Genomic DNA, 22,664 nt, shown 5'->3' on the forward strand with positions numbered 1-22,664 from the left:
TGGATGACATCGTACGGCTATCGCGTGTTCGCGGTCGAATTGTTTGAAGGAAAGAAGGCGAAGGCACAGCCTTTCGGGGCCGCACGTTTGCAAGCGGATGGAGAAACCGGCCCCACGGTCGACTACCTGGACTGCGCAATCGACGACGTCGCGAAAAACTTGAACAAGAATTTCAGCTTTGGATTGTCTACAGAGTCCGGAGAAGACGAGCATGCAGGAGAACTCAGTGGTATCTCCGCTCGGTTCACTGCCGCATCAAGGGTTGGAAATCGCGTTCGATTCGCATTGCAGCACGGTGTCATTAATGGCGACGGAATCCTCGTCGACCCCAAGGACGTTGATGACGAGGGACGTTCACTGCGCGGTAAGTCGACACTGCACAACTATCGAGCCTGCCTTTTGGCGGATCCTTCGTCGATGCGCGCCATCGTGGCAGTTGAGGTCCGTGGCCGTTCCTGCCCGATTGAATCACTTGTCAAAGGGCTCCGACATGTAAGTAGCGTGCCGTGGAGTGTGCGCCCGCTGGGCAATGTTGCAGGCCAAGCGATCATGGAAGAATTCATTCGCACCGCGAAGATCGGCAGGGTTCAGTTCCATAAGTGGACTCACACTTCCGACGGGACTCGGGACCAACGCGAGGTATCGATGTCTGTCCGGGTGAGCACCGAAGGCGAGAAGGTACGCCAGCATGTCCTCGGCTGGGCGAAGGAATACTTCGGATTCAACGACATTGCATGGCCAACCAAAGAAGAAGTCCTGGCCCATGCGAAACGGACGACCCAGTCCGCGAAGGGTAAGCCGACCCGGACCGAGGTCGCTGCAGCTCGCAAGGAGCTGAACGAGGCCGTGCGCAGGAGGCTTGCCGAACGCTCACAGGCGACGGAGCTGAACGAGGCTAAGTCGATGGTCTCGGACATCTATGCAGCAGCAGTCGATATCGATTTCAACGACGTCTCGGTCGACCTCAGTGACGGGGATACGACCCGCACAGTGCGTCCGTCTACCGACTTCCGTAGATTCACCTATTCACTTGGCAAAAAACTGCCGACAGATGATGCGTTCTATAGCGCTGCCGAGGCAACTGCGGCAAGCTTGTTGTCACAGGTACAAGATCTTAAGCTCCGGTGACTCGGGAGGAGGCAACATGTTCGATCGTTTGAGCCTTCGAACAGTGGCAACTGATTACTGGCGTTCTCTTCGGCGGTACGGAACCTCGGAACGTGACACCTCGGCCACACTGGTGATCTTCGGCGTGCCCGTCGCATTGTTCGTTGTCGCACTTCTGTGCGGGTTCAGGATGTGGCAGCCCACAGCATTGCTGCCCGCGGTTGCCCTGTTGGCCGGCGTCCTGCTCGCGGCTGCGGGGCAGATCCTGACTCTGCGTGCCCGTATCGCGGACTCGCTAGTCTTGTCATCGAACAAACGGGTGACCGGTCACATTCGCGAGACGATGAGCGGTGTGGTTCTGGCCGCCGTGGCGGCTCTCGCTGACGCCTTGCTTCTGGGGGGTCTAGCGTCAGCAGGCGACGCGGACAACTGGATCACGGGCATCTTGTCGGCACTCGTTCTCATGTGCACGGCATACCTCGCGCTGATGTTCCTGGTGACAGCACGACGCCTCTACTCCACATACCTGGAAGTGTTCGAGGGAGGAGCGGGTCTGCCTCGTCGATCCCAGCGGGAGATTGACGAGCAGCACGAGTACGAAGCCGGGTCACTGGACGTGAGCTAGTCCAAACGCGGTCGAACACCGACTGTCCAGCCATCAAGCCCACCGCACGACTTCGACTCCTGGGCACACGCCAGCATTCATGAGCGGAACGAAGCCTCCAACCTCGAATGGTTGGGGGCTTTGTCGTGCAACAGGTTTGATCTGCCGATCGCTCGGGAATCTGATGCTTGCTGCGGCGACTCCCGTGGGCGCGAGTCCGCCGCGCTGGCCCGCCTCCCGGCTGTCGATTCGCCGGGGGTGGGTCCTTCCCCGTTAGGGGCAGCCGGACCGTCGACGAGGCGGCCCGACTGCGTGCACCTACACCAGGCGGAGGTGAGTTCTCATGCTGGCTATCTGCTTAACCAGCACCGCTCGATGCTCGGAGTATCGCCGGATCGCATCGTCGTTACCTGCGAGCCGGGCTCGCGCTAGCAGGTACAGACAATCGTTCAGCTGATCCCTGAGAGTCATCATCACCATCACCTCCGATCCCTTTGCGTAGGTACCAATTAACCCTGACATCACGACGCTGTTCGCACGTGCGTCAAATGACCTATGTAGGTACCTGCTTTCCGAAGGTGAGGTGGTCGTGCTGATCGGCGAGTATCTCTCGCCCGTTCTGGCGGATAACCCCCGCGATGGCCTGCCGGAACCCTCCGATCATCGTCGGCATTTACTCAGGCGGGCGGTAGGTCTTTCGAACTAGAGACTTTCGCCCCAATCGGGACGAACCGTGCGACTGGCACGATCCCTCTGTGAAAACGAACTCCCAGAACCGACGCAGACGCAGACGTCGCCGTTACAGCCCCGACAATCGCTGGCAGACCGCACTAGTCCTCGCGTTCTGCACTGTTGCCGCTTCGGTGACCGCCTGGACCATGCTCTTCGGCAAGGGATAGCGCGAGCAGGCGAGGCCCAGAAGCTGTCGGCACCCCGACCTACACTGCACCGCGCGGGGTCGGGAGGGTAAGGGAAGACCAGCTCGGCCCCGCGCCTATAGCACCCGCAGGCCCCGCCCACTCCGAGAAGGACTGGGCGGGGCCTGCGAATCTTCTACATCCGAACTATCTGTCAGCACTACAGCGCGTTCAGATGCTGGCGCATCTCCCGGCGCACTGCGCTGGCTGTTTGCTGATCGGCCAATAATGATTGTCGGCTCGGTTGGCCGTCGCGAATCCACTCGTCGAACAATTTTGCGGAGTTGTTCTTATCTGGATGCATGATTGCCCATTCTTCCGATAGCTCAGCTTCGTTGTACGGGCCGAATGTTTGAAGGTCGAAAGTGCGAGTAGGAACCAACACGCGACTGTTGTGATAGACCCACCGTTGACTGAGTACGTTAACCCCAAATTGAGAGAGTACAGCTATCCTCGCGCTGGTCTTGAGCGACTCAGAGGGCATAGTGCTCAGCAGATCGAAGTCTGCCACGTAGTGTTTCGAGTCGTCGCGTAATCCTGGCAGCGGCATCTCGGTCAATCGATGGTTCTTCCACTCTGTACGTGGCTTCTCCGATACCTCTCGCACCTGCGCCGTCAGCAGCTTGGGATGAAGCGTCATACCCCTGCGAAGTGCGCACGGGTGTTGGACGAGAATCTGGAAAGCACCATCCACATCGAACACGTCACCGGTGAAGTGAGCGCGTTCAAGCGTGGCGTCGTCGCCCTTATAAGCATAAAGTGACTCGGAATCTTTGGGGGTTTCCAGCTCCTCGTCGGCCATTAGATTGATGCCTTCGGCCGTATCGCAACAATGCCATCGGCATCAACGAAGGTTTCGAAGTTCTTGTCCACCAGCGAGTTTCGCCAATCAGGATCGAATTCATCGAGAATCGTTTGGTGGTCGCCGCCAGCTATTGCATACGCAGCGAACTCAAGTACCAGGTCATATCGATTGGCAACCAGCATATCGATCGGCGTCAAGTTCACGCCGTCATGTATCGGCATCTCCAGCCACGAGGCGGGCTCAGCAATCATGTGGGTTTCCAGCACGTCGAGGAGTGCGAGTATCCGCGCTAATTTTAGCCTGTTCGGTCCGGTTATTCCTTCTCCTCGACGCCACTTGTTCACGGCCGCAACGCTGACTCCCATCAGAGCAGCTACATTCCGCCACGCGAAACCTAAGTCACCCAATGCGTTAAGTCCATCGCGGGGCGCCAACTTCGCTCTATCACTCGTCCTTTGTTCGAGATCGAGCTTAAGTGCCGTACGGTGGCTTTCGCGGACTGGATCTCCCAGGTCTTCGTACTTCCGTTTCGTGACGAAAGTATCGTCAACGAGGCTTCGGAATTGAGTGGCAGCAGTCGCTGGTAGCGGCGCAAACGTATACAGGGAACCGCCTGTGATCGTGTCCTGCGCATCAACCTTCAACGAAAAACACCTCATTCCTCAATCGCTTGGTAATCAGACTTTCGAACAGCATCTTAATCGGAGCATGTAGGGCGTCACATATTTCCAGCACATGTGCTGGATCGAACACCGGCACCGATCCGGTCGGGTCAGTCCACGCCGCGTCGGTGTCTATCAAGAAGAACTCACCATCAGTTGGCGGTTCCTGCAGTCGGCGAAGATGCTCTGTAGAGCCCACCACGGCCCCACGCGACACACCGTAACGAAGAGTGAACGTATATCCAGGTTCGTCAGTCTGGTACTGGGCGACGCTCTGCTGTTGGGTCAGTCTCATCGTCAGCGGCGACTCGCGTACGCGTGGCGCTATGAGGTCAGGTGACACCCACTGGGCCCAATCGACGTCGACGAAGGGCACCCGGATCTCGTCGATGTAACGGAGCCCGATCCGTTCCAAGCCGTCCAATGGCGCAAACTCGTGCCGCGCGGTCAACGCTGCCGACGCCAACGTACGTAACCACTCCCACCCTTTGTAGTGGGACGTTTCGATGACGATGGCACTCTCTTGGAAGGACACCGACGTGTGCAGGTCACGCGAAACCAAGCGTCGGCGCATGATCGGCTTCGACTGCGGGGGGCCGTTCTGCGCTATCTCGAATTCAACTCCGGTCTCAACCCGCTCAATCGGCGTGTACTCGCTCATTACCGACTTCATGAATGTGTGAGCAGGTGTCGACACCTCGGACCGGGGGTGACGAATTTCCAGTACGACCATTACGAGTGGCGGATTCGGGTAGAGGGATGCTGGCATAGTTCCAACCTACCGGAGTGAAACCAAAACATATACCGATTCGCAAACCTGTAACCGACCTGTTGTCAATCTACGACAAAAAGATGCAGCGCGCCGACGATCGCGCCTGGTAGACACCTAAAAGCCCCCGACCCCACCGCTGGATGCGATGAGATCGGGGGATTAGTCGACCGGGGTTACCTGTCGCTGCCGAAGATTTCCACCTTGGCTGTCGAATCGAACAACTAACTCCACCTCGCCCCGTGCTGCAGGGCCAGCTGCGCCGCATAGGTTTTCGCTTTCGCGAATGCCTCTTCGACAGACTGGACCTGAATGTTGATGGTTGTGGACTGGTCGACCGGGGCAGCGCCGTCACCGGCGTAAATCTGGTCCGGTCGATTGGTGGTGCCGACGTTGTACTGCGACCCGGCTGTCAGACCGGGGGCAGCACCCGCCGACGGCACTGTGGCCTTCGACGCCTGCTCGAACGCCTGTCGGTAGTAGCTGTTCGGATCGATGGGAGTGCCCTTGAGCCCGAAGATTTCGAGCAGAGCGTCCTGACCGATCTTGCCGACGTCCTTGCCGTACTTGTCCAGGCGTGTGTTCATGTACGCCTGGGGATCGAACGCCGCCGCACCCGGAACTGGTGCTGCCGGATCACCTGCGAGAGCAGGTGCTACCGACGGCGATTCGGGTGTGGTCAGCGGTTGACCTGTCACTGCCGGGATGTACTGCTGCAGCAACCGCCACTGGTCGTCCGTGAACACGACTTCGGGCTTTCCGGAGAGGTTGAAACCGAAGGTCTTGTCCTTGAAGACTCCGCCCTGGTCGTATCCGGCACCGGTCAACGCTGCGACACCTTGCCCACCGAACTTCGGGTCACGAAGTAGGTAGTTCAGCGACGCACGGAGATTCGATTCCGGATCCCAGATGTCGTCGAACCCTGGGTCCTTGTACGACTGGAACGTCGGGTCGATGACCTGAGCGAGACCTTTCGATGGGACACCGTTCTGCGCGTTGATGTCCCAGTCGTTGATCGCGTTCGGGTTACCACCGGATTCCCGTTGGATCTGGTACAGGTACTTGTCGACCAATGACCGGTCGATACCCTTTTCGTCGAACAGCTTCTCCACGAGGGGTCGCCACTGTTCGGCGCCAGAGTTTGTGTCGTACGGGACATCTCCGCCACCGGAGGTAGCTGACTTGCCACGGACGATCGTCAAAGCCGCGTCCGTCAACTTGTCGTAGACGGCGAGCGGAATCTGCCCGAACATGCCCAATTCCGAGAACTCCGGAATCATCTTCCGCAGCCCCTTGACCGGAAGCTCGAACAGGTTCGCGGTCTGATTGCGGACCATGTTGAACGCCCCGCCGATGGCTCCCGTGAACCGTTCGAACAGCGACTTCTTTTCCTCGTCGCTCATTTCGGCCTGCGGGAAATCGTTCGCCCAGTGCACGTGATCCCAGTGACCAGGCAAGTCACCGGCGTACACCTGATTGGAGAGCTGGCCCTGGTCGGTGATCATGTTTCCGCCGACGTTGTAGAGCAACGGTCCTGGACCCCAAATCAGCTGCGCTGATTGCGGATATGCCTGGAAGATCCAGTCCGCGTAGGCCTGCTTGTTCGGACCGTCGATGTCGACGGCGCCGCCCTTGCCGTGATAGCCGGAGTGGCCGGGGCGAAGAGCGGACGTGATCGTCACTTCCGGGAACGCGTCCTGGATGACCTGCGCCATCCAGGTGTCGGTGTCGGAACCGAAGATCACACCACCACCGAGCGCGAACTTCGCCGGTCCCTTGTTCTGGACCCGACCCCCGTCTCGGTAGTTGCTGGCCAGGGTCTCGCGGCGCATCCGCTCGACCTCGCCGTGACCGCCTGCAGCCATGACTTCTGCTGCTGTCCAGACGTGCTCGCCGTTCGAGAGCCAGGCGGGGATCTTGTCGTCGCGCGGGCCACCTGCACCGAACACCGCGCCACCGTCGCGACGATGGATCATGCGGTCTGCGATGTTTCCGCCGGACTTGCCGCCGACTTCACCGATTGGATCGATCGTCGGCCACGGTTCCAGATCGAGCAGTCCCGCGACTGCGTTCCACGCTTTGCCGAGCCCGTTGTTGAGCACGGTGTCGATGACGAAGTTGATCGGCCCTGCCAGACGCTCCTTCAATCCGTCCCAGATGTCGCCGATTGCAGAGACGATGCCGCCGAAGAAGTTTCGCAGTTCGTCGAGCGCGCCCCGGAATCCTGGGAAGTGCTTTTCGACGATGTCCGCGATACCGGAACCGATGGCGGATGGAAGGTTCTTCCAGTCCGTGACGGCGCCGTTGGTGATCTTCGCCAGGAAATCGTTGGCGAGTCCACCGAGGCCTTCGTTGCGTAGGGTGTCCCACGCCGGCCGGATGGTGTTATTCCAACCGTCGGAGACCCGTGAGCACAGTTCGTCCCACTTGGCCTTCGCCCCGTCTCGTAGACCGGTGATCGCCGATGATCCGATTTCACCGATCCGGGAGCTGACGTCACCGAACCATTTCTTGGTGTCCTCGACCTTGTCGCCGACGGCGCCGGTGAATCCGTCCCAGGCGTCCTTGGCCGCATTGATCGACTTCTCCCACAACGCTGCGGCCGGAGACTGACCATCTTTCGCGCCGATCCAGTCCCACGCGCCGCCGCTGACGAAGTCGCCGACGCCGCTGAGTCCGCGGTTGATCGCGCCGCCCCAGCCGCCGTGGTCCTTGTTCCACAGGCCACCGTCGTATTTCTCGGTTTCGTTGTTGTAGCCGAAGAACGAGTTGACGCCGCGGGCGAACTTGCCGCCGAAATCGGTGTCGTTGTCGGCCCAGTCCCAGATTTGGCGGAACCATCCGGCTTGCTCGGCTTGGCCCGGTTCGAGTTGTTCGGGAACCTTGCCGGGTGCGTCGCCTTGTTCGCTGTCGTCGCTACTTCGGGCCGGGCGGAACCACTTCAGCATTTCTGCGGAAGTGGCGATGATGCCCATGATTGATTCGACGATCGACTTGACGTCCTCGAAGAACTTCTTGATTTCTTCGCGACCTTCGGGCGTTCCGAGGAATTCGTTCCAGCGGTCGAGGGTGGACTCGATCGAGTCGAGCCAGGACTCCCCCACCTCATCCGAGCCAGCGAACATGTTGCCCGCGAGTTCGCCGATTCCCTTGATGATGCGCCAGATTTGAGCGAACGTGTCGATCGCTTCCTGCATGAAATTGTGCAGTTGCGACTTACCGTTTTCGTCGAAGGTGGTGCGCATCGAGTGGATCATTTCGGCGAAATTGCCGGTCCCCTCCTCGAAAGCACCGGTGATAGAGGGGAGGAAATCCGATCCGACGGCAGAGAGGTCCAGCAGCGCAGAACCGAGATTGCCGAGACCATCCAGCAACGGCCCCAACGCTTCTGCCGTGTTGGTGAGGATCTGCGAGATGTCGTCCTTGACACCATCGGTCATCAGCCAATCCATGGCCGACTTCAGTTTGGTGTTCAACACGTCCGCCAGCGCCGTCAGACCGTCCGTCAGAATCGGCATGTAGGTACCGCCGAGCTCCGAGAACTTCTGCCCCATCCCGTCGAACAGCGCGTCCTGTACCGAGAACCGGAGTTCCTTCCAAGCGTCGGACATTCCGCGTGTCATCTCGACGAACTGCCGTGCATTCGGCGAGAGGTTCGCGAGCGCCTCGTTGTACTTCTCGAGGGACGGCGATCCTGCTGCCATGGTGTCGTTCAGGTTCTGCTGAGCGACCGCCACGTTGTCGAGTGCCCGCTCAATCCCCCTCTGCGACTCAGCGACTCGATCCTGCGCATCGACAATCGCTTGCTTCGAGTCGACGACACGGTCATCGGCGTCCACCACTGCCTGTTGCGCAGCGACGACCTGGTCCGCACCTTCGACGCCCTTGGCATTGACTTCGGCGACCTCGGCCCGGAGATCCTGGTTCGCCTCGCGAACTTCCGTCAGACGCTGGACCTGCTGGCGGTAGGCGAGATCGGCCCTGCGTAGCTGGGTCGGGGTCGTATCGCCGGAGCTTCGGGCTTCGACCAGTCGTTCCCAGGACTCCTGAACCCCGAGTAGCGCGTCCTCTTCGTCGAGGGAACTGCGCTTGAGGGCGAGGTTCATGTCCTCGATCTGCTCGGTTGCGGCCTTGCGCGCCTGCGTGAGCGACTTCTGTGCGAGTTCCGCATCCGCCACCGCGCGACGGTTATTCTTCTCCGCAGACTCGACCTCACGCAGTGCTCGTGTGTGGCCCTTCTCTGCCTGCTCCACCGCGTCGATCGCGTCGGCAAGAGAGCGCTGAGCGGCCTCGGTCTGCTTCGCTGCGGCTGCCGACTCCTTCGCGGAGTTCTTGGCCGCTTCCTTGCCTGCCTCGAAGGCGTCCTTGATGCCGGTGGCACCGACTGCGATCGTTGCGAAGGTCGCGGCGGCTGCAGCACCCATCGCGGGGAGTAGTGCAACGACCCCTGCTGCCTGGACGAGTTGGCCGATGAGCGGTACCAACGACACTGCACCCAACGCGACCAAAGCGATCTTCGCCAGACCTGCACCGGAAGCAATGCCACTGAGAGCTGCTCCGGCACCGCCACCGGCACCGCCACCGCCGGCAGGGATCGGCGGCATGCCACGAATCAGCGCCTCAAGCGCCAATACCTGTGCGGTCAGAGCTGCGACCTGAGTCATCGCCGCACCTGTGTCGATGTCCAGGTTCATGTGGACGTCTCTGATCGATGCCCGGAACGCCTGCATTTGCGCATGTGCCCTGGTCAGGTCCAGATCGGCGCGAACGGTGACGTCGGCTTCCATCCCCTGCAACTGGGTACGTACGCGATTACGCAGCCCCGTGAGATTCGGGGTGATGTCGACCTCGACTGCCGGCATGTTCCGGGTACCGTTCCGCACCCGCTGGTGGAATCCGGCAAGGTTCGGGAGCACTTGAACGTTCGCTTCGACATGTTTGGCGTCGACGAGGAACTTGACGCGCTCGTGGAAGTTCGCCTTGAGTTCGGGTTCGACGATCAGCCGTGCGGATCCAGCGTTGTACGACGTTGACATGGGTGCCTCGCTATTCAGTTGTTTTTCTTGTTGTCTTGCGCTGCTACTTCAGCTAATGAGCTGCAGCGCAGGTGTTTACGTAGCTATCGCGCGAGCCGGCGCTGGATTGCTGCTTTGATGCGCGCGGCGTACCCGGGCTTGGGGGAGTTGCTCGTAGATGCGGCGTCGACTGAATGGGCCATTCGACTGCGTCGGAGCCGTGGGGGCGTTAATCCGAGACGGGCGAATAGTCGGCGGTAGGCGTTTCTCATGGTGTGGGTGACCTTTCGGGGTCGAGAAAACACCCCATCGGCATGTGCTCCGATGGGGTGTGGCGATGAAGTGGGAGGCGATCTGGTGCCCCGGGTGGGGGATACGCGAAGGATTGGCTAGATCGATGGGTGTCTGACTGCGGACACACTGCTAGCGCGGAAGTAGCGTACCACGAGTTTCGCGTTCGAATTGAATGAAAATCGTTGTCCTCATGGAGAACTGGGGTTCAGCTCAGGTGCTTGTATGTCATCTTGAAGACCGACCGAGCGTTTGCGACAGCTTCGGATTGTCGAGGGCCGGAGCGGAGGAGAATCTCGACGACCGCGCCTTCAATTAATGGTGAGAGGCCATGGCACGACACGATCTCGCCGTCCTCGAGGGCGACCACAAGGAGAAGTTCGAACGCGGCCGCCAATTCGTCGTATGTACGCGCAGGTCGGCCGGTTCTCACACCTCCATGGAACCCCATCTTGGCGGGTTTGCGTGCCTTCTTGACGAACAACAGAGGCTTGCCTGGCATCCAGGCAAGCCTCTGGGGGTGTCGAGCGGGTTAGAGAATGTGCATCCCATCGCTGAGGTCAGCCGCCTCGCTGAGGATCTGGGCAAGGGCCCTGGCCAATTCTGGGGTCAGGCCTTCGATCGTGTCGATTGTGCCGGCGCTGATGGTGATGGGGTGACCGTGCTGGGCAACAACGTCCAAGCTGCCCACCCTTTGGTCGGAATGGAGGGAGGTGATGCTGGTGCCTTCCACAGTGAAGTGATCCAGTGTGATGCTCATGCTGACACCTCCAGGAGTGCGCTTGCGGGTTCGAGTTCTTCGATTGCCTTGGTCAACTGCTCGAGTAGGAGTTTGGCTTGCTCTGGCTCGAGGTGGAGGCTTTGGTGCTGTAGCTCTGGAAAGTACAGCTGGACAAGAGGGTTGGACGGTTCGGAGGACCAAGGGTGTACCCAGACTTCCTTGCCCTGTACGTCTGTGACTCGAGGCCTGATTGGGGTGATGTGTGCCATGTGGATGCCTTACTCGAGGGGATGTGCCATCCAGGTTGCTGTCCCTGGGGCTGATTCATTTTTACACCCCCCTTCAAAATATTTCAACCCCCCTTCAAAAACTAATCCGTCGAGCCAGGTGCTCGTAGCTACTTGGGGCGGGCCTTCGCGATCGTGTAAACCCGGGACAGGCTGACGCCGGCCGCGCTGGCAATCTCTGCGATGGGAACGCCAGCGTCTATCGCCGCGTAGATCGCCGCGCGGTGAGCTTCTGCTGCATCGATCGACGATTGTTGTGCCGCTTTGTTGGTAGCCGCCGTGGTTGCAACGCGCGCCAGAGGATCCAATGTCATATTCCCAAATTACACCCCCCTTCAAGTTTCTGAGTAGGTGAGCCCGTGCGGGATTGTTCTTCGCAGTTGCGAAGGGGCTGGGCGCTACCTCGGCAGCATTCAAACGTGCGTTTGCGTCGACTGAAGTGCTCTAGTCGAAGCAGCGCATTCGCTCGGCATGTCTCCGTGATGAAAGTTCGCGGTGATATTTCATTCGCAGTCATAAAATGACCTCTTCGGTCGAGATCTGCGAATTATGACCTGCATGTGCAGGGCCCCGACGGGATGGTGGTCAACGGAGCGGGTGGGGCGTGGTCACACATTTGGCGCGGCAATCCACCGCTGTTTCGGGGCATCTGGTGTTCGGGGTGGGCGGCGGCGGCGAGCCACAAGCAGCGCTTGAGGTCCTCGGTAAGGACACTTGAATTGCCGTAACTAGCGCCATGAACCATAGTGGTACCGAATTAGGTACATGTCTGGTACATTGAGGGGCAACGGCAGCATAAAATTGAAACAGAAAAATACCATCGAAGTCATCGACGACGCGAGCTGCTGTTCAGGAGGCCAAATGTCCAATGCCATCACCGCCACGGACGCCAGGAAGTCACTGTTCCCGCTCATCGAGCAGGTCAACGACGACCACACGACGATCGAAATCGTCTCAAAGAAGGGGAACGCCGTTCTCCTCTCGAAAGACGACTACGACTCCATCGTCGAGACCGCGCACCTGCTGTCATCGCCTGCAAACGCGATGCGCCTGATCCGCAGTCTGGAGGCAACCCGACGTGGCGAATACACCGAAAGAGAGCTTCTCGAGTGAACATCGCCTTTACGGACGACGCCTGGGATGACTACACCCACTGGTCCGTCGCAGACCGCAAGATGCTCAACAAGATCAACGATCTGATCAAGGACATCAAGCGGAATCCCTTCACCGGGACCGGCAAACCCGAACCTCTGCGATACAGCGACTTGAACGCCTGGTCTCGTCGCATCGACCGCGAGCATCGCCTCGTCTACGTCGTCAATGATGACATCATCGTCATCCAGCAGGCACGGCGACACTACTGAAAGCGACAGCCCCGGTGCGCAACTCGCGCACCGGGGTTTTCTCAATCAGCTTCGGGAATTCGTATGCATCACTTGCCTTGCTTCGCTTCGGCCGCGGTCAGCAGGTTCACGAACGCCGACGAGGTCACCAGCATGTATCGCGCGAGATCCTGATCCGGAGTCGGCGCCGAATCGCAGCCATGACGCAACCCGTCCTCATCGCTCGCCCAGCCGTAAATCTTCTTCCACCCCTCGACCAAAGACGGATGCACGTACGGACCCGACTTTTTGATCTCGTCGAGGGCTTTCCCTAAGGTGCTTCTACCAGTCAGCTGGCCGGCCTTCGACTCAACCGCACTGATCGACTCCTTGATAGAGTTTGGGTAGTCAGGGTTGTCCCTATCAGCAAAAAGATCCAAGGCCTGCTTCAGGTGGTGCCGGGTCCCTTCGTGCTCCGAACCGATCGCGGTTTCGATCTCCGACACCTCTGCTTCATCCGAAATTGGGACGACGCGCCCCGCCAGCACCCGATAGCCCGCTTTGTGTTCCTCTAGCAGTGAGTTAATTGAAGCGGCGAACGCTGGCACCTTCCCGGTCAGAACCTCCACCAGGTCGTAGACCTCGTTCCACGGCCCCTTCTTGATCCATGTCTTCACCCAGGTGTCGATGTCGTAGGAACTCCGGTACTGGTCGGCGTCATACCCATAGTGAAGAGTCCATATAGGGGCGAACAACGCATCGACTTCGTGGTCGGCCATCGCGCCGTGGTCGAACACGGTTGCGTAGAGCAGATTCCAAATCTGGGTGCGTGTCGCGTCGTCTAGCACCTCGACTTGGATCGCACTACGGATGGGTGCGTAGCCGTATCTTTCTGAGAATCTCATCGCGCCATTCATGCCGAATCCGACCGACTGGTTCACGGTCGACTTTGTGCGGGCCAGTTCTCCGGCCCTGCGCCATACCCCCACTTCAGACTGATTGGTACGATCTGCTGACTTCGAGCGAAAGACGGCCCATGACCAGCAAAATCAAACGCTTCGCGACCACCGCCGCCCTCACAGCAGCGGCAGCCCTCGCGGTTCCCGCGCTCGCTTCCGCAGCGCCGACGCCCGCCACTATTTCCGTTGAGCCTGGAACCAACTCGGCCGTCGTGACCATTCACGCGCCGGACAGTCTCACCCGGAACGGCAATTGCCAGGGGCCGTGGGTGCACACAGCCCAGGACGCCAAACTGATGGACGCAAGTCCACTGCTCGACCTGGCGAACAATCCACGAAATTGGCTAGTCGGCAATCCTGCATCCCCGACAGCAGCCGACAACCCGTCGTTCGAGTCGTACGCCTACCTTCAGCCTGGCGAGACGAAAACCCTGACGATTCCGTTCCTCAGGGACGGCGAATACGTGGCGGGGGCCCTATGCCAGGACTGGGACGGGAAAGTCGTCTACACGCTAGCTCGGACTTCGTTCACGGTTGGTACCCCGACAACTGAGCCCGGCAACGGAGCCGGAAGCATCGGGAGCCCGTTCGGTTCGTGACCGACCGCCCAACACACGTCTTCTTCTCCACAAATGCAGCCCCGGTGAGCAAATCGCGCGCCGGAGGTTCCTCATTCACCGCCAAGATTCCCTATGACCGAACGAAAGAAGGCCCAATGACCAGCCTGATCAGACGCGCCACCACCGTCACGGCCCTCGCGGCAGCGACCGCCTTCGCAGTCCCCGCCCTCGCACACGCTGCGCCCGCTGCCACAGTGACAGTAACGAGCGTGGCGAACACTGCGAACGTGACAATCAAAGCCCCCGACGGAGGAAACATCGGGCAGTGCACGGGGCCGTGGGTGCATACGGCAGCTGAAGCGAAGAAGCTTCACGAAAGCGCCGAACTTGACATCGCCAATAACCCGATCAACTTCTTCGTGGGAACGCCGGTGTCCCCGAACACCGGCACCTCGCAGGGGGCTGACCGAGACGCCTGGGTTGACGTGAATGCGGGTGAGACAAAGACTGCGAAGATCCTCTTCATCGACGACGGCAACTACGTTTCCGGTGTTGTCTGCGTAGCTATAGAAGACAACAAACCTGTCTACTCACTGACTGAAACGCCGTTCACGATCGGCACGCCGACAACTGAGCCCGGCAACGGAACCGGAAGCCTCAGCAGCCCTTTCGGTTCGTGACACGTCGAACAGCAATAAGCCGTTAAGGCATTTGCCCCGGCATGCGGATTGCATGCCGGGGCTGTTGGAACCGATCTGCCCGGCCATTGCCCACTCCGAAGACGGGGTCATGACGGCATCGAAATCGATTCGCGACGGTGTGCCCGAAAAACCGCCACGGGGTGGCTCACGCCGTCAGACCTGCGGAAACCCGACAACTGCAGTGTAAGAGCGCGATTCGGAATCACGGCCATGTCGTTTCGAGGCATCCATAGGTGCACACAAACCATGTTTCATCGCCGGCAATAATATCCGGGATCTGCGAAATTATCGCGTCTCGACGAAACCGTTAACGCCGTGGAAGTCATCGTCTTCCGCCGCGTCAGCAGTCATTTCAGCGAGCACCGCACTGCGCCGCTCCGAGATACGAGACTTGTATGCGAGGAGATCCGCGAGATTGACCCTCCGATGCCGACTGGGCTTCTCGAACGGAATCTCGCCCTCCTCGAGCAATCGCACCAACGTCGGACGTGAGACGCCCAGCATCTCCGCAGCTTCCTGAGTCGTCAGTTCGTCGTCACCCATCACCTTCCCGCCACCCATCCCCGGATCCACCCAGATATCTAGTGTCTAGCGCGCCACTCGATAACCATCAAGTGGCGCAACGTTTTTCAATCAACGATACTCAACAGTCCACACAATCGGAGAGTACGTGACCAAACCAAATCCACCGCACCACCCACCAGCGATCGAACCACTGATGACCCTCGCCGAACTGTGTTCGGTACTAAGCATCACGCCAGCAGCCGTCCATAAAGGCCGAAACCGCGGCGGACACCCCCTGTACGAAAAAGGATTCTGCCCACTAGGCACCCGAGCCGGCCTACGCTGGCTCACCGCCGACGTACGAGACTTCATCAACCGAGCAGCCGCGAACTCCGACTGATAAACGTTCGCCCGGCCGCTCGCGTCGAGTGGCCGGGCGAACACTCCATCAATCCTCGATCGACGTCACGCGACCACCACTGGAAATGAACGCCTGACGTTCCCTGAGAGCTTTGCGCTTCGCCTCCGCACGCTCCTGAGCACGCGCGACGGTTTCAGTCCGGTACGTCGACTGCCTCGCCAAATGCGCAGCCCTCGCCTGCCTCCCGACTGCGTTCATGCGCTCCACCTCCGAGTCGTGCGCGGCTGCCGTCCGTGCGGATCGATCCTGATCCCTATTGCGCCGTTCCTCGATCAATGCGGCAACATCATCATCAGTCCGGCCTGCGCGCTTGCGCTCCCGGATTGCGTCAATCCGAGCCTCCTCCTCGAGACGTTCCACGTCGCGGGCAGCGCGAGCCTCCTCCTGCGACATCGGAACATCCAAAGCCTTGGCAACCTGTTCATCCAACTCGGCCCTCGCCTCCTCGCGGCGTCGAGACTGAGCCTCAGGACCTGTTCGACCCCGGTGAGACTCCTTCAAGGACTCGATCGACGCAGCTCGATCATCTTGTGACCCATTGTGCGAAACAGACATGAAACTTTCCCTTCAAACGAATGATGGACGAGCCAGAACAAATGTTCAAAACGATTCCTCGCGCGCGCACGCGCGCGCACACGAGACTCCAACCGGTTGACGGAGACGATCAGCCCCTGGCGCTTCGGAGTTTTGCTTCGAGTGCTGCGCGTTTGAATTCCTCTCTGACAGGGATATTTTCGGCGTCGCATAGTTCGAGGATTGGTTCGAGGATCATGGTGGCCATTTGTGTGATTGCGATGGCGGTGTAGTGGTGGCCGTTGGTGCCGAGTGTGTGGTTGTAGTCGGTGATGAGGCTGATGAGTCGGGTTGGGCTGTCTGTGTTGGCGGCTGCTTGCCAGATGAGGTTGTGTGTTGCGCGGTCGAGTTTGTCGGGTGGGGTGTTTGGTGTGGGTTTGATTGTGGCGTCGAGTATTTGGTGGATTCGGGTGTTCATGTGGGTTGCTTTCGTTGTGGGTGGGTTCCGGGCCAGCCGTAGGCGGTGAAGTTTCGGGGCATTTGGGTGAGGCCGGCGGCGGTGGGGTGTAGGCATTGGTTGTGGCGTCGGTGTTGGTCGAATGCGCTGGGGCTGGTGAAGGTGGTGTGGCAGTTGCTGCAGTGGCATGTGGTGAGTCCGGTCCAGGTGGCTGCGCAGCAGTTGGTCTGTATTGCGGTGGTATTGGGGTGGGGTTTTTCGGCCTGGGGTTCTCCGCTGTGCGGGTTTTCCAGAGTGTCTGTGGGTGTTTGGTTGGGTTTGGTGTTCATCGGCGGTTTCCACGATGGTCTGGGCAGAGTTGTGTTGGGTGTCGGGTGAGTTGTGCGCAGTTTGTGGTGGTGCAGCGTTTGGCTGGCGCTTTGGCGCGCTGTTGGCGATGGACTGCGATGAGGTCGGTCATGCGAGTGGTCCTTCGGGTTGTGCGGGGGCGTTGTAGGGGTGGAAGGTGGCGTTGGCTGTCGCGGGTGGGATCAGGGTGATGGTGGTGCGTCCTGTGCTGGTGAATACGTCGAACTGCTGTTGTGTGTTCTTAGTGGGGTCTGGGTTCCAGTGATGCGTGAATGTTCCGCCGGTGTTGCCGATTTCGACGATGGATGAAACTGGGCGGCCGTCGGAGTACGTGGAGCTGGTGGTGTGTGCTCGCGCAGCATCGTGGACGTCGTAGATGAGTTGGCTGAGTGAGTCGAGTGCACGCCGATTGCTCTCGTAGAGGTCGTCGGCTGTTGTTCGCGCGGTGGGAATGTTGTCCGCGATCGCGTGGATCGCGCGTTGGACGCGGGCTTCGACGATGTTCGCAACGTAGGCGACGGCGTCGACAGCAGTGTGGTTCGGCACAGTCATGGTCTCTCTTAGGTGGTGGTGATCGGAGGTGCTGATTCGTAGTCAGCGTTTGTCCGTTTGTCCGCTCTCCTTAGAGAGGAGAGAGCGGACGAACATAACGGCGCTTCGCGGACAAACCTCGGACAAACTCCGGACAAACTTGGACGTTGTTCGATCACGGGCCGTCAGCAGCAGGGAAAAATGCAGGCATCCCGACATAGTGGGTTCGCTTCTCGCTACCGATGTTCTTGAGTTTGTTGCTATTGACCAGCAGTTTTAACGCTTCGAAGTACGAGGTGCGTTTCATGCCGTGTTCGAGGGCGATCTCTCGAATCTCGGATCCCGGTAGACCGTCCTGGGTCAGCTTTGTCCGGAGTATGTCCAGAAGCAGGCTGCTGTTCTTCTCGGCGGCGAGAAGGTTTGTTCGGGCGCCATTTCCGGACACACTGTCGGCCTGGATGAGCACCAGTGTTCGCCGCTGCGGTTCGTCGGCCTCCGGCATCAGCCTCTTGCTGACCGTGTGTGGAACGAGTCGGTAGTGGTAGTCCATCCCGGCAGGAACATCTTTGTGTTTCTCGACATGGATTCTTGCCATGAGATCACCACCTTCGAGGCGAAGATCGGACCATACGGCGCCGTCCCATGCGTTCGATCCACGACCAGCGGTCCCGCCGCGCGAGCTGTGATGGACGGTGAGAACCGCACAGTCGGCGGCTTTCTGGATCAGCTCAAGCGCCCGGATGGCTTTCCCTTGTTCTGTCGCCGAATTCTCTTCCAAGCCGACTGTGCACCGTGCCCGCGTATCGAGAACGAGTAAGTCAGCATCGATCTCCTTTACCATCTCCACGGCTTCACTGATATCAATGAGCTCGCCGAGCTGTACTGGGCAGGGCAGGATGAACAGTTGCCCCTCGAGTGCGTCGGGATCGATCCCGGAAAGCTCGCAGTAAGCCAGGATTCTGGCTCGCAATCCCGTCGCACCTTCCGCTGCGACGTAGACAACTTTCCCTTTCGTGGGCACATGGTGCCCTTCCCAGTTTTCGCCGGCTGCGACGGCGACACTCATTCCAACGGTGCAGAACGATTTGTACGAACCAGGGGGGCCGGACAGCTGGGCAATGGTGTCGCGATAGATGATTCCGTCCACGAGCGCTTCGACGGAACCGATGTCTGCGAGACTGGCAAGCGTCAACAGTCGGTCTTTGAGGGGCTTCCGAGTGGGCATCGTGCTATCCACGACTTGACCGTTCGTCGTTGACGAGAGCGCGGTCATGCGCAATCACCTCGGAGTGCAATTAGCCTCTTCGAGTGGAGCCGAAGTTCTGAGCCTTCAGCCACGAGATAGGGAAGTAGGTCATCCTCTCGCCAGCTGTCCGCGTGTTCAATGAGACCGCGGCCGAGTGCGCTGTACCGGCGTCGGTAGGACGCGGATACGACTGCGGCGGCGTAGGTTCGCAGTCCGTGTGCGTCGGCGCCACAAGTGACGGCATCTAGAAGTCGACGACTGACCAGTTGACCGGCGTGGCCACCAAGATGGCCATTGCGTTGCAGTTCGTCAGCGATGCCGGTGCTGTCAGTGGGTCGTTTCGCTTCGGCCAGTCTGCGGATTGCTGCCAGAATCGTTCGTGCAGAAGGATCTTCACAGTCGTGGCTATCGACATGGGCTAGTATCGTATGTAATTCGGCTGGTCGGGCCCACATTAATGCGCCGAGAAACATCGTCTCGGCGGAGATCATTTCCCGTTCCGGGATGGCTGGCGGGCTGTTGTCGTATACAATTGTCAACGTGAAACTCTGCCTTGGATAAAGGGTTTCGCATCCCCCGCACGCTTTTGGCGGCGGATACCTTGTTGCTCGAGCTGTGTGGGTGTCGAGAAACTTGAGTTAGATGGTCGGGACCTTGCCAGAGGTCCCGACCACTTTCTTTGGAAGATTTGAATCTCAAGAAGCTGCCAGTGAGCGTCCGTCCACCTGGCTTCTCTTGGATGTGTCGGAGTGCTTTTGACTCCTATTGACTGCGTCAGACTTTTGCACCAGGTGGTCGATGAACTCATCGATCGCCTCATCCGTGGCCAGTCGGCGTCTGCCGACCTTCACCGTCCGTAGTGTGCCTGCGGCTATCTGCTCGTAGATATGCGTCCTACCTAAACCTGTGCGGGCGCAGATCTCGTTCACTCCGTTGAGCTGGGCCATCCCTACTCCGTTCCGTAATGCGACAGAATGTCTCTATCGCTGTCGCGATCAATAACGAATATACTGGGATGGGTGCGAACGCGCCAGGATGTGTGAAAAACTGACTCAATGCCGAACATTGATGAAGCAGGAAAGAACTGGCAGAAGCAGAACGCTGCTCGTATAGGTAAAGGCATCGCTGCGGCCCGCATCGAAGCTGGAATGTCCGCCGTGCAACTCGCGGACCGCTGCAAGCGCCTTGGGTTCCCCATCTCGCGTGTTGCGATCTCGAAGATCGAGAACGGCAGTCGCGAGGGCAAGCTGGACTTGGCGGAGATCTTGACCCTTGCTCGAGCACTGTCGATTCCGCCGATAGCCGTTATTTATCCGGGGTTGGTAGACGAAGTTGTTGAGCCTGCTCCTGGAGGGGTTCGGGTTCGGAGTGGTGAGGCGGCCCAATGGTTCTGGGGGCAAAGTGGACTCTGGGACGTGGTATCCGATGAAGAAACGCTGAAGGATCAGAAGTGGGCGGTGCGCGAACAGGAAGGCATCCATAAGATGGCTTTGGTGCGTGAGTATGAGCGACTTCAGCATGGACTGGCGCGACTGCAAAGTGAACTGATATCGCCCGAGGATTCGACCGAGGTAGGGCGTGAACGCATCGAGCGTGCCCAGCGCTTGGCGCTAGCTGAGTTCGAGAAGGTGCGCAGGACTCTGCGCGATCGCGGCGCTGTCGTGGATATGGGCTATGACCCGCTCGCGGTTGATCCGTTGGCTCGGATCGAGGCCGGCGATGGCTAGAAAGCGGCTCCCACCTGGCATGAAGAAAGTCGCCTTGGCGAGCGGAGCAATCCGTTACGAGGTCATTCTCGACGCTGGACTCGATCCTGTCACTGGCAAGCGACGGCAGACGCGCAAGCGCTATGTCACCCTCGATGAAGCGAACGACGCCTACGCGAAGATTGCCACTCAGGTGAATGAAGGAACGTACGTGGCTCGATCGTCAGTGACCGTCGAAAAGGCTTGTGCGGATTACGTTGCGGGGCGACACAAGCTGCGTCCGACGTCGCTGTCGAAGCTCGAATACGATCTGGCGCCATTGCGTCAACGGCACGGCGAGACGCTTCTTCAGTCGCTCACAAAGCGGCACATTGATGACCTCGTGAAGGACTTGGTGGCAGGTGGCACCAAGACGGCAAAGGGTCGTGTCCGCAAGCCGTGGTCGCCAGCAGCGGTGAACAAGGTGGTCGCGACTGTCGCCCAAATGCTTGAAGATGCGTTTGCGCAAGGTCTAGTGGCTCGCAACGTCGCCGCGAAGGTCGATCGTGTTCCGAGCGCACACAAAGAGATGGAGACCTACTCACCCGATGAGGTGAAGCAACTCCTTGTGCAGGCCGCGGTGGACCGCAACGGCCACGGATGGCATCTCGCGCTGTCCGGCCTGCGGCGCGGTGAAATCGCAGGCTTGCGATGGACCGATATCGATTTCGTCAACAACACACTCTCGATTGCAAACAATCGGACGAGCGCCGGCGGGAAGACCGTCGAGGGTGATCCGAAGTCGAACAGCTCGCGTCGCACGCTTCCACTGACGGCGACGCTCAAAACAGCCTTGGAGGCTGCCAAGCTCCGCCAGAAGCGCGAACGTCTCGCGCTAGGGCCGGACTACGGCTCGGGTGAGTATGTGATGAGCAATGAAGCGGGGGAGCCTTATAACCCGGCTGTGCTGTCGCGGTACTGGGCTCGGGCTGCAAAGGATGCCGGTGTTCGGCACATCAGACTGCATGACGCGCGGCATACCGCGGCGACGACGCTGCACCTCCAGGGTGTCCCGGTCGCGGTCATCGCAGCGTGGATCGGACACTCGGATGCGAGTTTCACGATGAAGGTCTACGCGCACTCACAGAACGACGCCCTGAAGGATGCAGCGAAAGTTCTCGGAGGCGCAGTGACATCGCTGTGACATTTTGCGGCGATCGAACAAATGTGTGACATGAAAAAAGCGGCTCCAACGCTGTTCGGAACCGCTTTTCTGTGGAGCCGATGACGGGAATCGAACCCGCGTATTCAGCTTGGGAAGCTGATGTTCTACCATTGAACTACATCGGCGTCGCAGCCGACCGGGCGTGTTTTCACCGCCGACCAACCTGCGTTCCGAACATTATCAGACGAGCTTTCACACAGCGTGTCCCCGGCCGTCATTGATCAGATGGCGTGTGTCGAAGTCGGCGCGATTGGTGGATGGTTTGTCCACAAGTTCTGCGCGGGAAAGCCTTTCGGCATGGACAGCTCGAGGTATGTGGGGCAGAGGCGCTGCGGGGTAGTCCCGAACTCACCCATCGCGCTTCGTCACCGCAATGTGATCGCCGCCGGCGATGGGTCGGCACTGCCCGCAGAACCGGTAGCCTCTACCTGTGCTGCTCTCCGATCGTGACATCCGTGCCGAAATCTCCGTTGGACGTCTGGGTATCGACCCTTTCGACGATTCCATGGTGCAACCGTCGAGCGTCGACGTGCGCCTGGACGGTCTGTTTCGGGTCTTCAACAACACGCGGTATACGCACATCGACCCGGCACTTCGCCAGGACGAGTTGACCAGCCTGGTCGAACCGGCAGAGGGCGAGCCGTTTGTACTTCATCCCGGCGAGTTCGTTCTCGGTTCGACTCTCGAAGTGTGCTCACTGCCGAACGACCTCGCCGGTCGCCTCGAAGGTAAGTCGAGCCTCGGGCGCCTCGGCCTTTTGACGCACTCGACCGCCGGTTTCATCGACCCGGGATTCAGCGGCCACATCACACTGGAGCTGTCCAACGTCGCAAACCTGCCGATCACGCTCTGGCCGGGAATGAAGATCGGACAGCTCTGCCTGCTCAAGCTCTCGAGCGCTGCAGAGTTCCCGTACGGAAGCTCCGAGGCCGGATCCAAGTACCAGGGCCAGCGCGGCCCGACACCGTCGAAGGCGTACCTGAACTTCAACCGCAGCTGAACGAACGAACTTCG

The 22,664-nt window shown here is 59.5% G+C and carries 25 protein-coding genes and 1 tRNA gene; 10 read left to right on the forward strand and 16 right to left on the reverse strand.

Annotated features, from left to right (window positions below; genetic code table 11):
- Positions 1 to 3: 3 nt before the first annotated feature.
- The 3 genes from ACFWEM_RS18650 to ACFWEM_RS18660 all read left to right on the forward strand — a co-directional run bounded on the left by ACFWEM_RS18650 (position 4) and on the right by ACFWEM_RS18660 (position 2,610).
- The gene (locus tag ACFWEM_RS18650; protein ID WP_378535806.1) at positions 4 to 1,128 is read left to right on the forward strand and encodes a hypothetical protein; all 1,125 of its coding nucleotides are present in this window, start codon (positions 4 to 6) and stop codon (positions 1,126 to 1,128) included.
- Between the two features lie 16 nt (positions 1,129 to 1,144).
- A complete protein-coding gene (locus ACFWEM_RS18655) occupies positions 1,145 to 1,732 on the forward strand; it encodes a hypothetical protein (RefSeq protein WP_378535808.1) in 588 nt (195 codons plus the stop codon).
- A 734-nt stretch (positions 1,733 to 2,466) separates the two neighbouring features.
- Positions 2,467 to 2,610, forward strand: coding sequence for a hypothetical protein (locus tag ACFWEM_RS18660; protein ID WP_378535810.1), 144 nt, complete (start codon positions 2,467 to 2,469; stop codon positions 2,608 to 2,610).
- A gap of 178 nt (positions 2,611 to 2,788) precedes the next feature.
- On the opposite strand, the gene ACFWEM_RS18665 is transcribed toward ACFWEM_RS18660, so the two are convergent.
- From ACFWEM_RS18665 to ACFWEM_RS18695, 7 genes are all read right to left on the reverse strand, one after another.
- The gene (locus tag ACFWEM_RS18665) at positions 2,789 to 3,430 is read right to left on the reverse strand and encodes a hypothetical protein (protein ID WP_378535812.1); all 642 of its coding nucleotides are present in this window, start codon (positions 3,428 to 3,430) and stop codon (positions 2,789 to 2,791) included.
- Positions 3,430 to 4,077 (reverse strand): transcriptional regulator, encoded by a 648-nt coding sequence (locus ACFWEM_RS18670; protein ID WP_378535814.1) that lies wholly within the window; start codon positions 4,075 to 4,077, stop codon positions 3,430 to 3,432. The genes ACFWEM_RS18665 and ACFWEM_RS18670 overlap by 1 nt, the downstream gene beginning before the upstream one ends.
- Entirely contained in the window at positions 4,067 to 4,864 is a 798-nt protein-coding gene (locus ACFWEM_RS18675) for a TIGR04255 family protein (RefSeq protein ID WP_378535816.1), read from the reverse strand. The genes ACFWEM_RS18670 and ACFWEM_RS18675 overlap by 11 nt, the downstream gene beginning before the upstream one ends.
- A gap of 224 nt (positions 4,865 to 5,088) precedes the next feature.
- Positions 5,089 to 9,900 carry a transglycosylase SLT domain-containing protein gene (locus ACFWEM_RS18680; protein WP_378535818.1) on the reverse strand — a complete coding sequence of 1,604 codons (4,812 nt, stop codon included), beginning with the start codon at positions 9,898 to 9,900 and terminating at the stop codon, positions 5,089 to 5,091.
- A gap of 478 nt (positions 9,901 to 10,378) precedes the next feature.
- Positions 10,379 to 10,672, reverse strand: a complete 294-nt coding sequence (locus tag ACFWEM_RS18685; RefSeq protein ID WP_378535820.1) for a hypothetical protein — start codon at positions 10,670 to 10,672, stop codon at positions 10,379 to 10,381.
- Between the two features lie 30 nt (positions 10,673 to 10,702).
- Complete coding sequence (locus ACFWEM_RS18690; protein WP_378535822.1) at positions 10,703 to 10,930, reverse strand: hypothetical protein; 228 nt, start codon at positions 10,928 to 10,930, stop codon at positions 10,703 to 10,705.
- A 358-nt stretch (positions 10,931 to 11,288) separates the two neighbouring features.
- Positions 11,289 to 11,492, reverse strand: a complete 204-nt coding sequence (locus tag ACFWEM_RS18695) for a hypothetical protein (protein WP_378535824.1) — start codon at positions 11,490 to 11,492, stop codon at positions 11,289 to 11,291.
- 451 nt (positions 11,493 to 11,943) lie between these two features.
- On the opposite strand from ACFWEM_RS18695, the gene ACFWEM_RS18700 reads away from it, so the two are divergent.
- Positions 11,944 to 12,291 (forward strand): type II toxin-antitoxin system Phd/YefM family antitoxin, encoded by a 348-nt coding sequence (locus ACFWEM_RS18700; RefSeq protein WP_378535826.1) that lies wholly within the window; start codon positions 11,944 to 11,946, stop codon positions 12,289 to 12,291.
- A complete protein-coding gene (locus ACFWEM_RS18705; protein ID WP_378535828.1) occupies positions 12,288 to 12,542 on the forward strand; it encodes a Txe/YoeB family addiction module toxin in 255 nt (84 codons plus the stop codon). The genes ACFWEM_RS18700 and ACFWEM_RS18705 overlap by 4 nt, the downstream gene beginning before the upstream one ends.
- 68 nt (positions 12,543 to 12,610) lie before the next feature.
- Here ACFWEM_RS18705 and ACFWEM_RS18710 read toward each other — a convergent pair whose 3' ends face one another.
- A complete protein-coding gene (locus ACFWEM_RS18710) occupies positions 12,611 to 13,441 on the reverse strand; it encodes an AbiJ-NTD4 domain-containing protein (protein WP_378535830.1) in 831 nt (276 codons plus the stop codon).
- A 95-nt stretch (positions 13,442 to 13,536) separates the two neighbouring features.
- On the opposite strand from ACFWEM_RS18710, the gene ACFWEM_RS18715 reads away from it, so the two are divergent.
- Complete coding sequence (locus tag ACFWEM_RS18715) at positions 13,537 to 14,058, forward strand: hypothetical protein (RefSeq protein WP_378535832.1); 522 nt, start codon at positions 13,537 to 13,539, stop codon at positions 14,056 to 14,058.
- 116 nt (positions 14,059 to 14,174) lie between these two features.
- Positions 14,175 to 14,699, forward strand: a complete 525-nt coding sequence (locus ACFWEM_RS18720; protein WP_378535834.1) for a hypothetical protein — start codon at positions 14,175 to 14,177, stop codon at positions 14,697 to 14,699.
- 306 nt (positions 14,700 to 15,005) lie between these two features.
- Here the strand turns inward: ACFWEM_RS18720 and ACFWEM_RS18725 are convergent, their stop codons facing one another.
- The 7 genes from ACFWEM_RS18725 to ACFWEM_RS18755 all read right to left on the reverse strand — a co-directional run bounded on the left by ACFWEM_RS18725 (position 15,006) and on the right by ACFWEM_RS18755 (position 19,687).
- Positions 15,006 to 15,281, reverse strand: a complete 276-nt coding sequence (locus ACFWEM_RS18725; RefSeq protein ID WP_378535836.1) for a helix-turn-helix domain-containing protein — start codon at positions 15,279 to 15,281, stop codon at positions 15,006 to 15,008.
- 391 nt (positions 15,282 to 15,672) lie between these two features.
- A complete protein-coding gene (locus tag ACFWEM_RS18730; protein ID WP_378535838.1) occupies positions 15,673 to 16,074 on the reverse strand; it encodes a hypothetical protein in 402 nt (133 codons plus the stop codon).
- A 235-nt stretch (positions 16,075 to 16,309) separates the two neighbouring features.
- Positions 16,310 to 16,636, reverse strand: coding sequence for a hypothetical protein (locus ACFWEM_RS18735; protein WP_378535840.1), 327 nt, complete (start codon positions 16,634 to 16,636; stop codon positions 16,310 to 16,312).
- A gap of 435 nt (positions 16,637 to 17,071) precedes the next feature.
- On the reverse strand, positions 17,072 to 17,515 hold the full coding sequence (locus ACFWEM_RS18740; protein ID WP_378535842.1) for a hypothetical protein: 444 nt from the start codon (positions 17,513 to 17,515) through the stop codon (positions 17,072 to 17,074).
- A gap of 154 nt (positions 17,516 to 17,669) precedes the next feature.
- Entirely contained in the window at positions 17,670 to 18,767 is a 1,098-nt protein-coding gene (locus tag ACFWEM_RS18745; RefSeq protein WP_378535844.1) for an AAA family ATPase, read from the reverse strand.
- Entirely contained in the window at positions 18,764 to 19,231 is a 468-nt protein-coding gene (locus ACFWEM_RS18750) for a DnaB-like helicase N-terminal domain-containing protein (RefSeq protein WP_378535846.1), read from the reverse strand. The genes ACFWEM_RS18745 and ACFWEM_RS18750 overlap by 4 nt, the downstream gene beginning before the upstream one ends.
- Before the next feature lie 204 nt (positions 19,232 to 19,435).
- The gene (locus ACFWEM_RS18755) at positions 19,436 to 19,687 is read right to left on the reverse strand and encodes a helix-turn-helix transcriptional regulator (RefSeq protein ID WP_378535848.1); all 252 of its coding nucleotides are present in this window, start codon (positions 19,685 to 19,687) and stop codon (positions 19,436 to 19,438) included.
- 108 nt (positions 19,688 to 19,795) lie between these two features.
- On the opposite strand from ACFWEM_RS18755, the gene ACFWEM_RS18760 reads away from it, so the two are divergent.
- Together ACFWEM_RS18760 and ACFWEM_RS18765 are read left to right on the forward strand one after the other, a co-directional pair.
- Entirely contained in the window at positions 19,796 to 20,467 is a 672-nt protein-coding gene (locus ACFWEM_RS18760; protein WP_378535851.1) for a helix-turn-helix domain-containing protein, read from the forward strand.
- Positions 20,460 to 21,629 (forward strand): tyrosine-type recombinase/integrase, encoded by a 1,170-nt coding sequence (locus ACFWEM_RS18765; RefSeq protein WP_378535853.1) that lies wholly within the window; start codon positions 20,460 to 20,462, stop codon positions 21,627 to 21,629. Before ACFWEM_RS18760 ends, ACFWEM_RS18765 begins: the two co-directional genes overlap by 8 nt.
- A 72-nt stretch (positions 21,630 to 21,701) precedes the next feature.
- Here ACFWEM_RS18765 and ACFWEM_RS18770 read toward each other — a convergent pair.
- Positions 21,702 to 21,775, reverse strand: a tRNA-Gly gene (locus ACFWEM_RS18770).
- Positions 21,776 to 22,080: 305 nt separating this feature from the next.
- Here ACFWEM_RS18770 and dcd point away from each other — a divergent pair.
- Positions 22,081 to 22,650: a dCTP deaminase gene (dcd, locus tag ACFWEM_RS18775; protein WP_019747488.1), complete on the forward strand. Its 570-nt coding sequence runs from the start codon at positions 22,081 to 22,083 to the stop codon at positions 22,648 to 22,650.
- The last annotated feature ends 14 nt before the right edge of the window (positions 22,651 to 22,664 follow it).

Origin of the sequence: Rhodococcus sp. NPDC060176, assembly GCF_042728675.1 — a bacterium.
In the GTDB taxonomy this organism is placed as follows: Bacteria; Actinomycetota; Actinomycetes; order Mycobacteriales; family Mycobacteriaceae; genus Rhodococcus_F.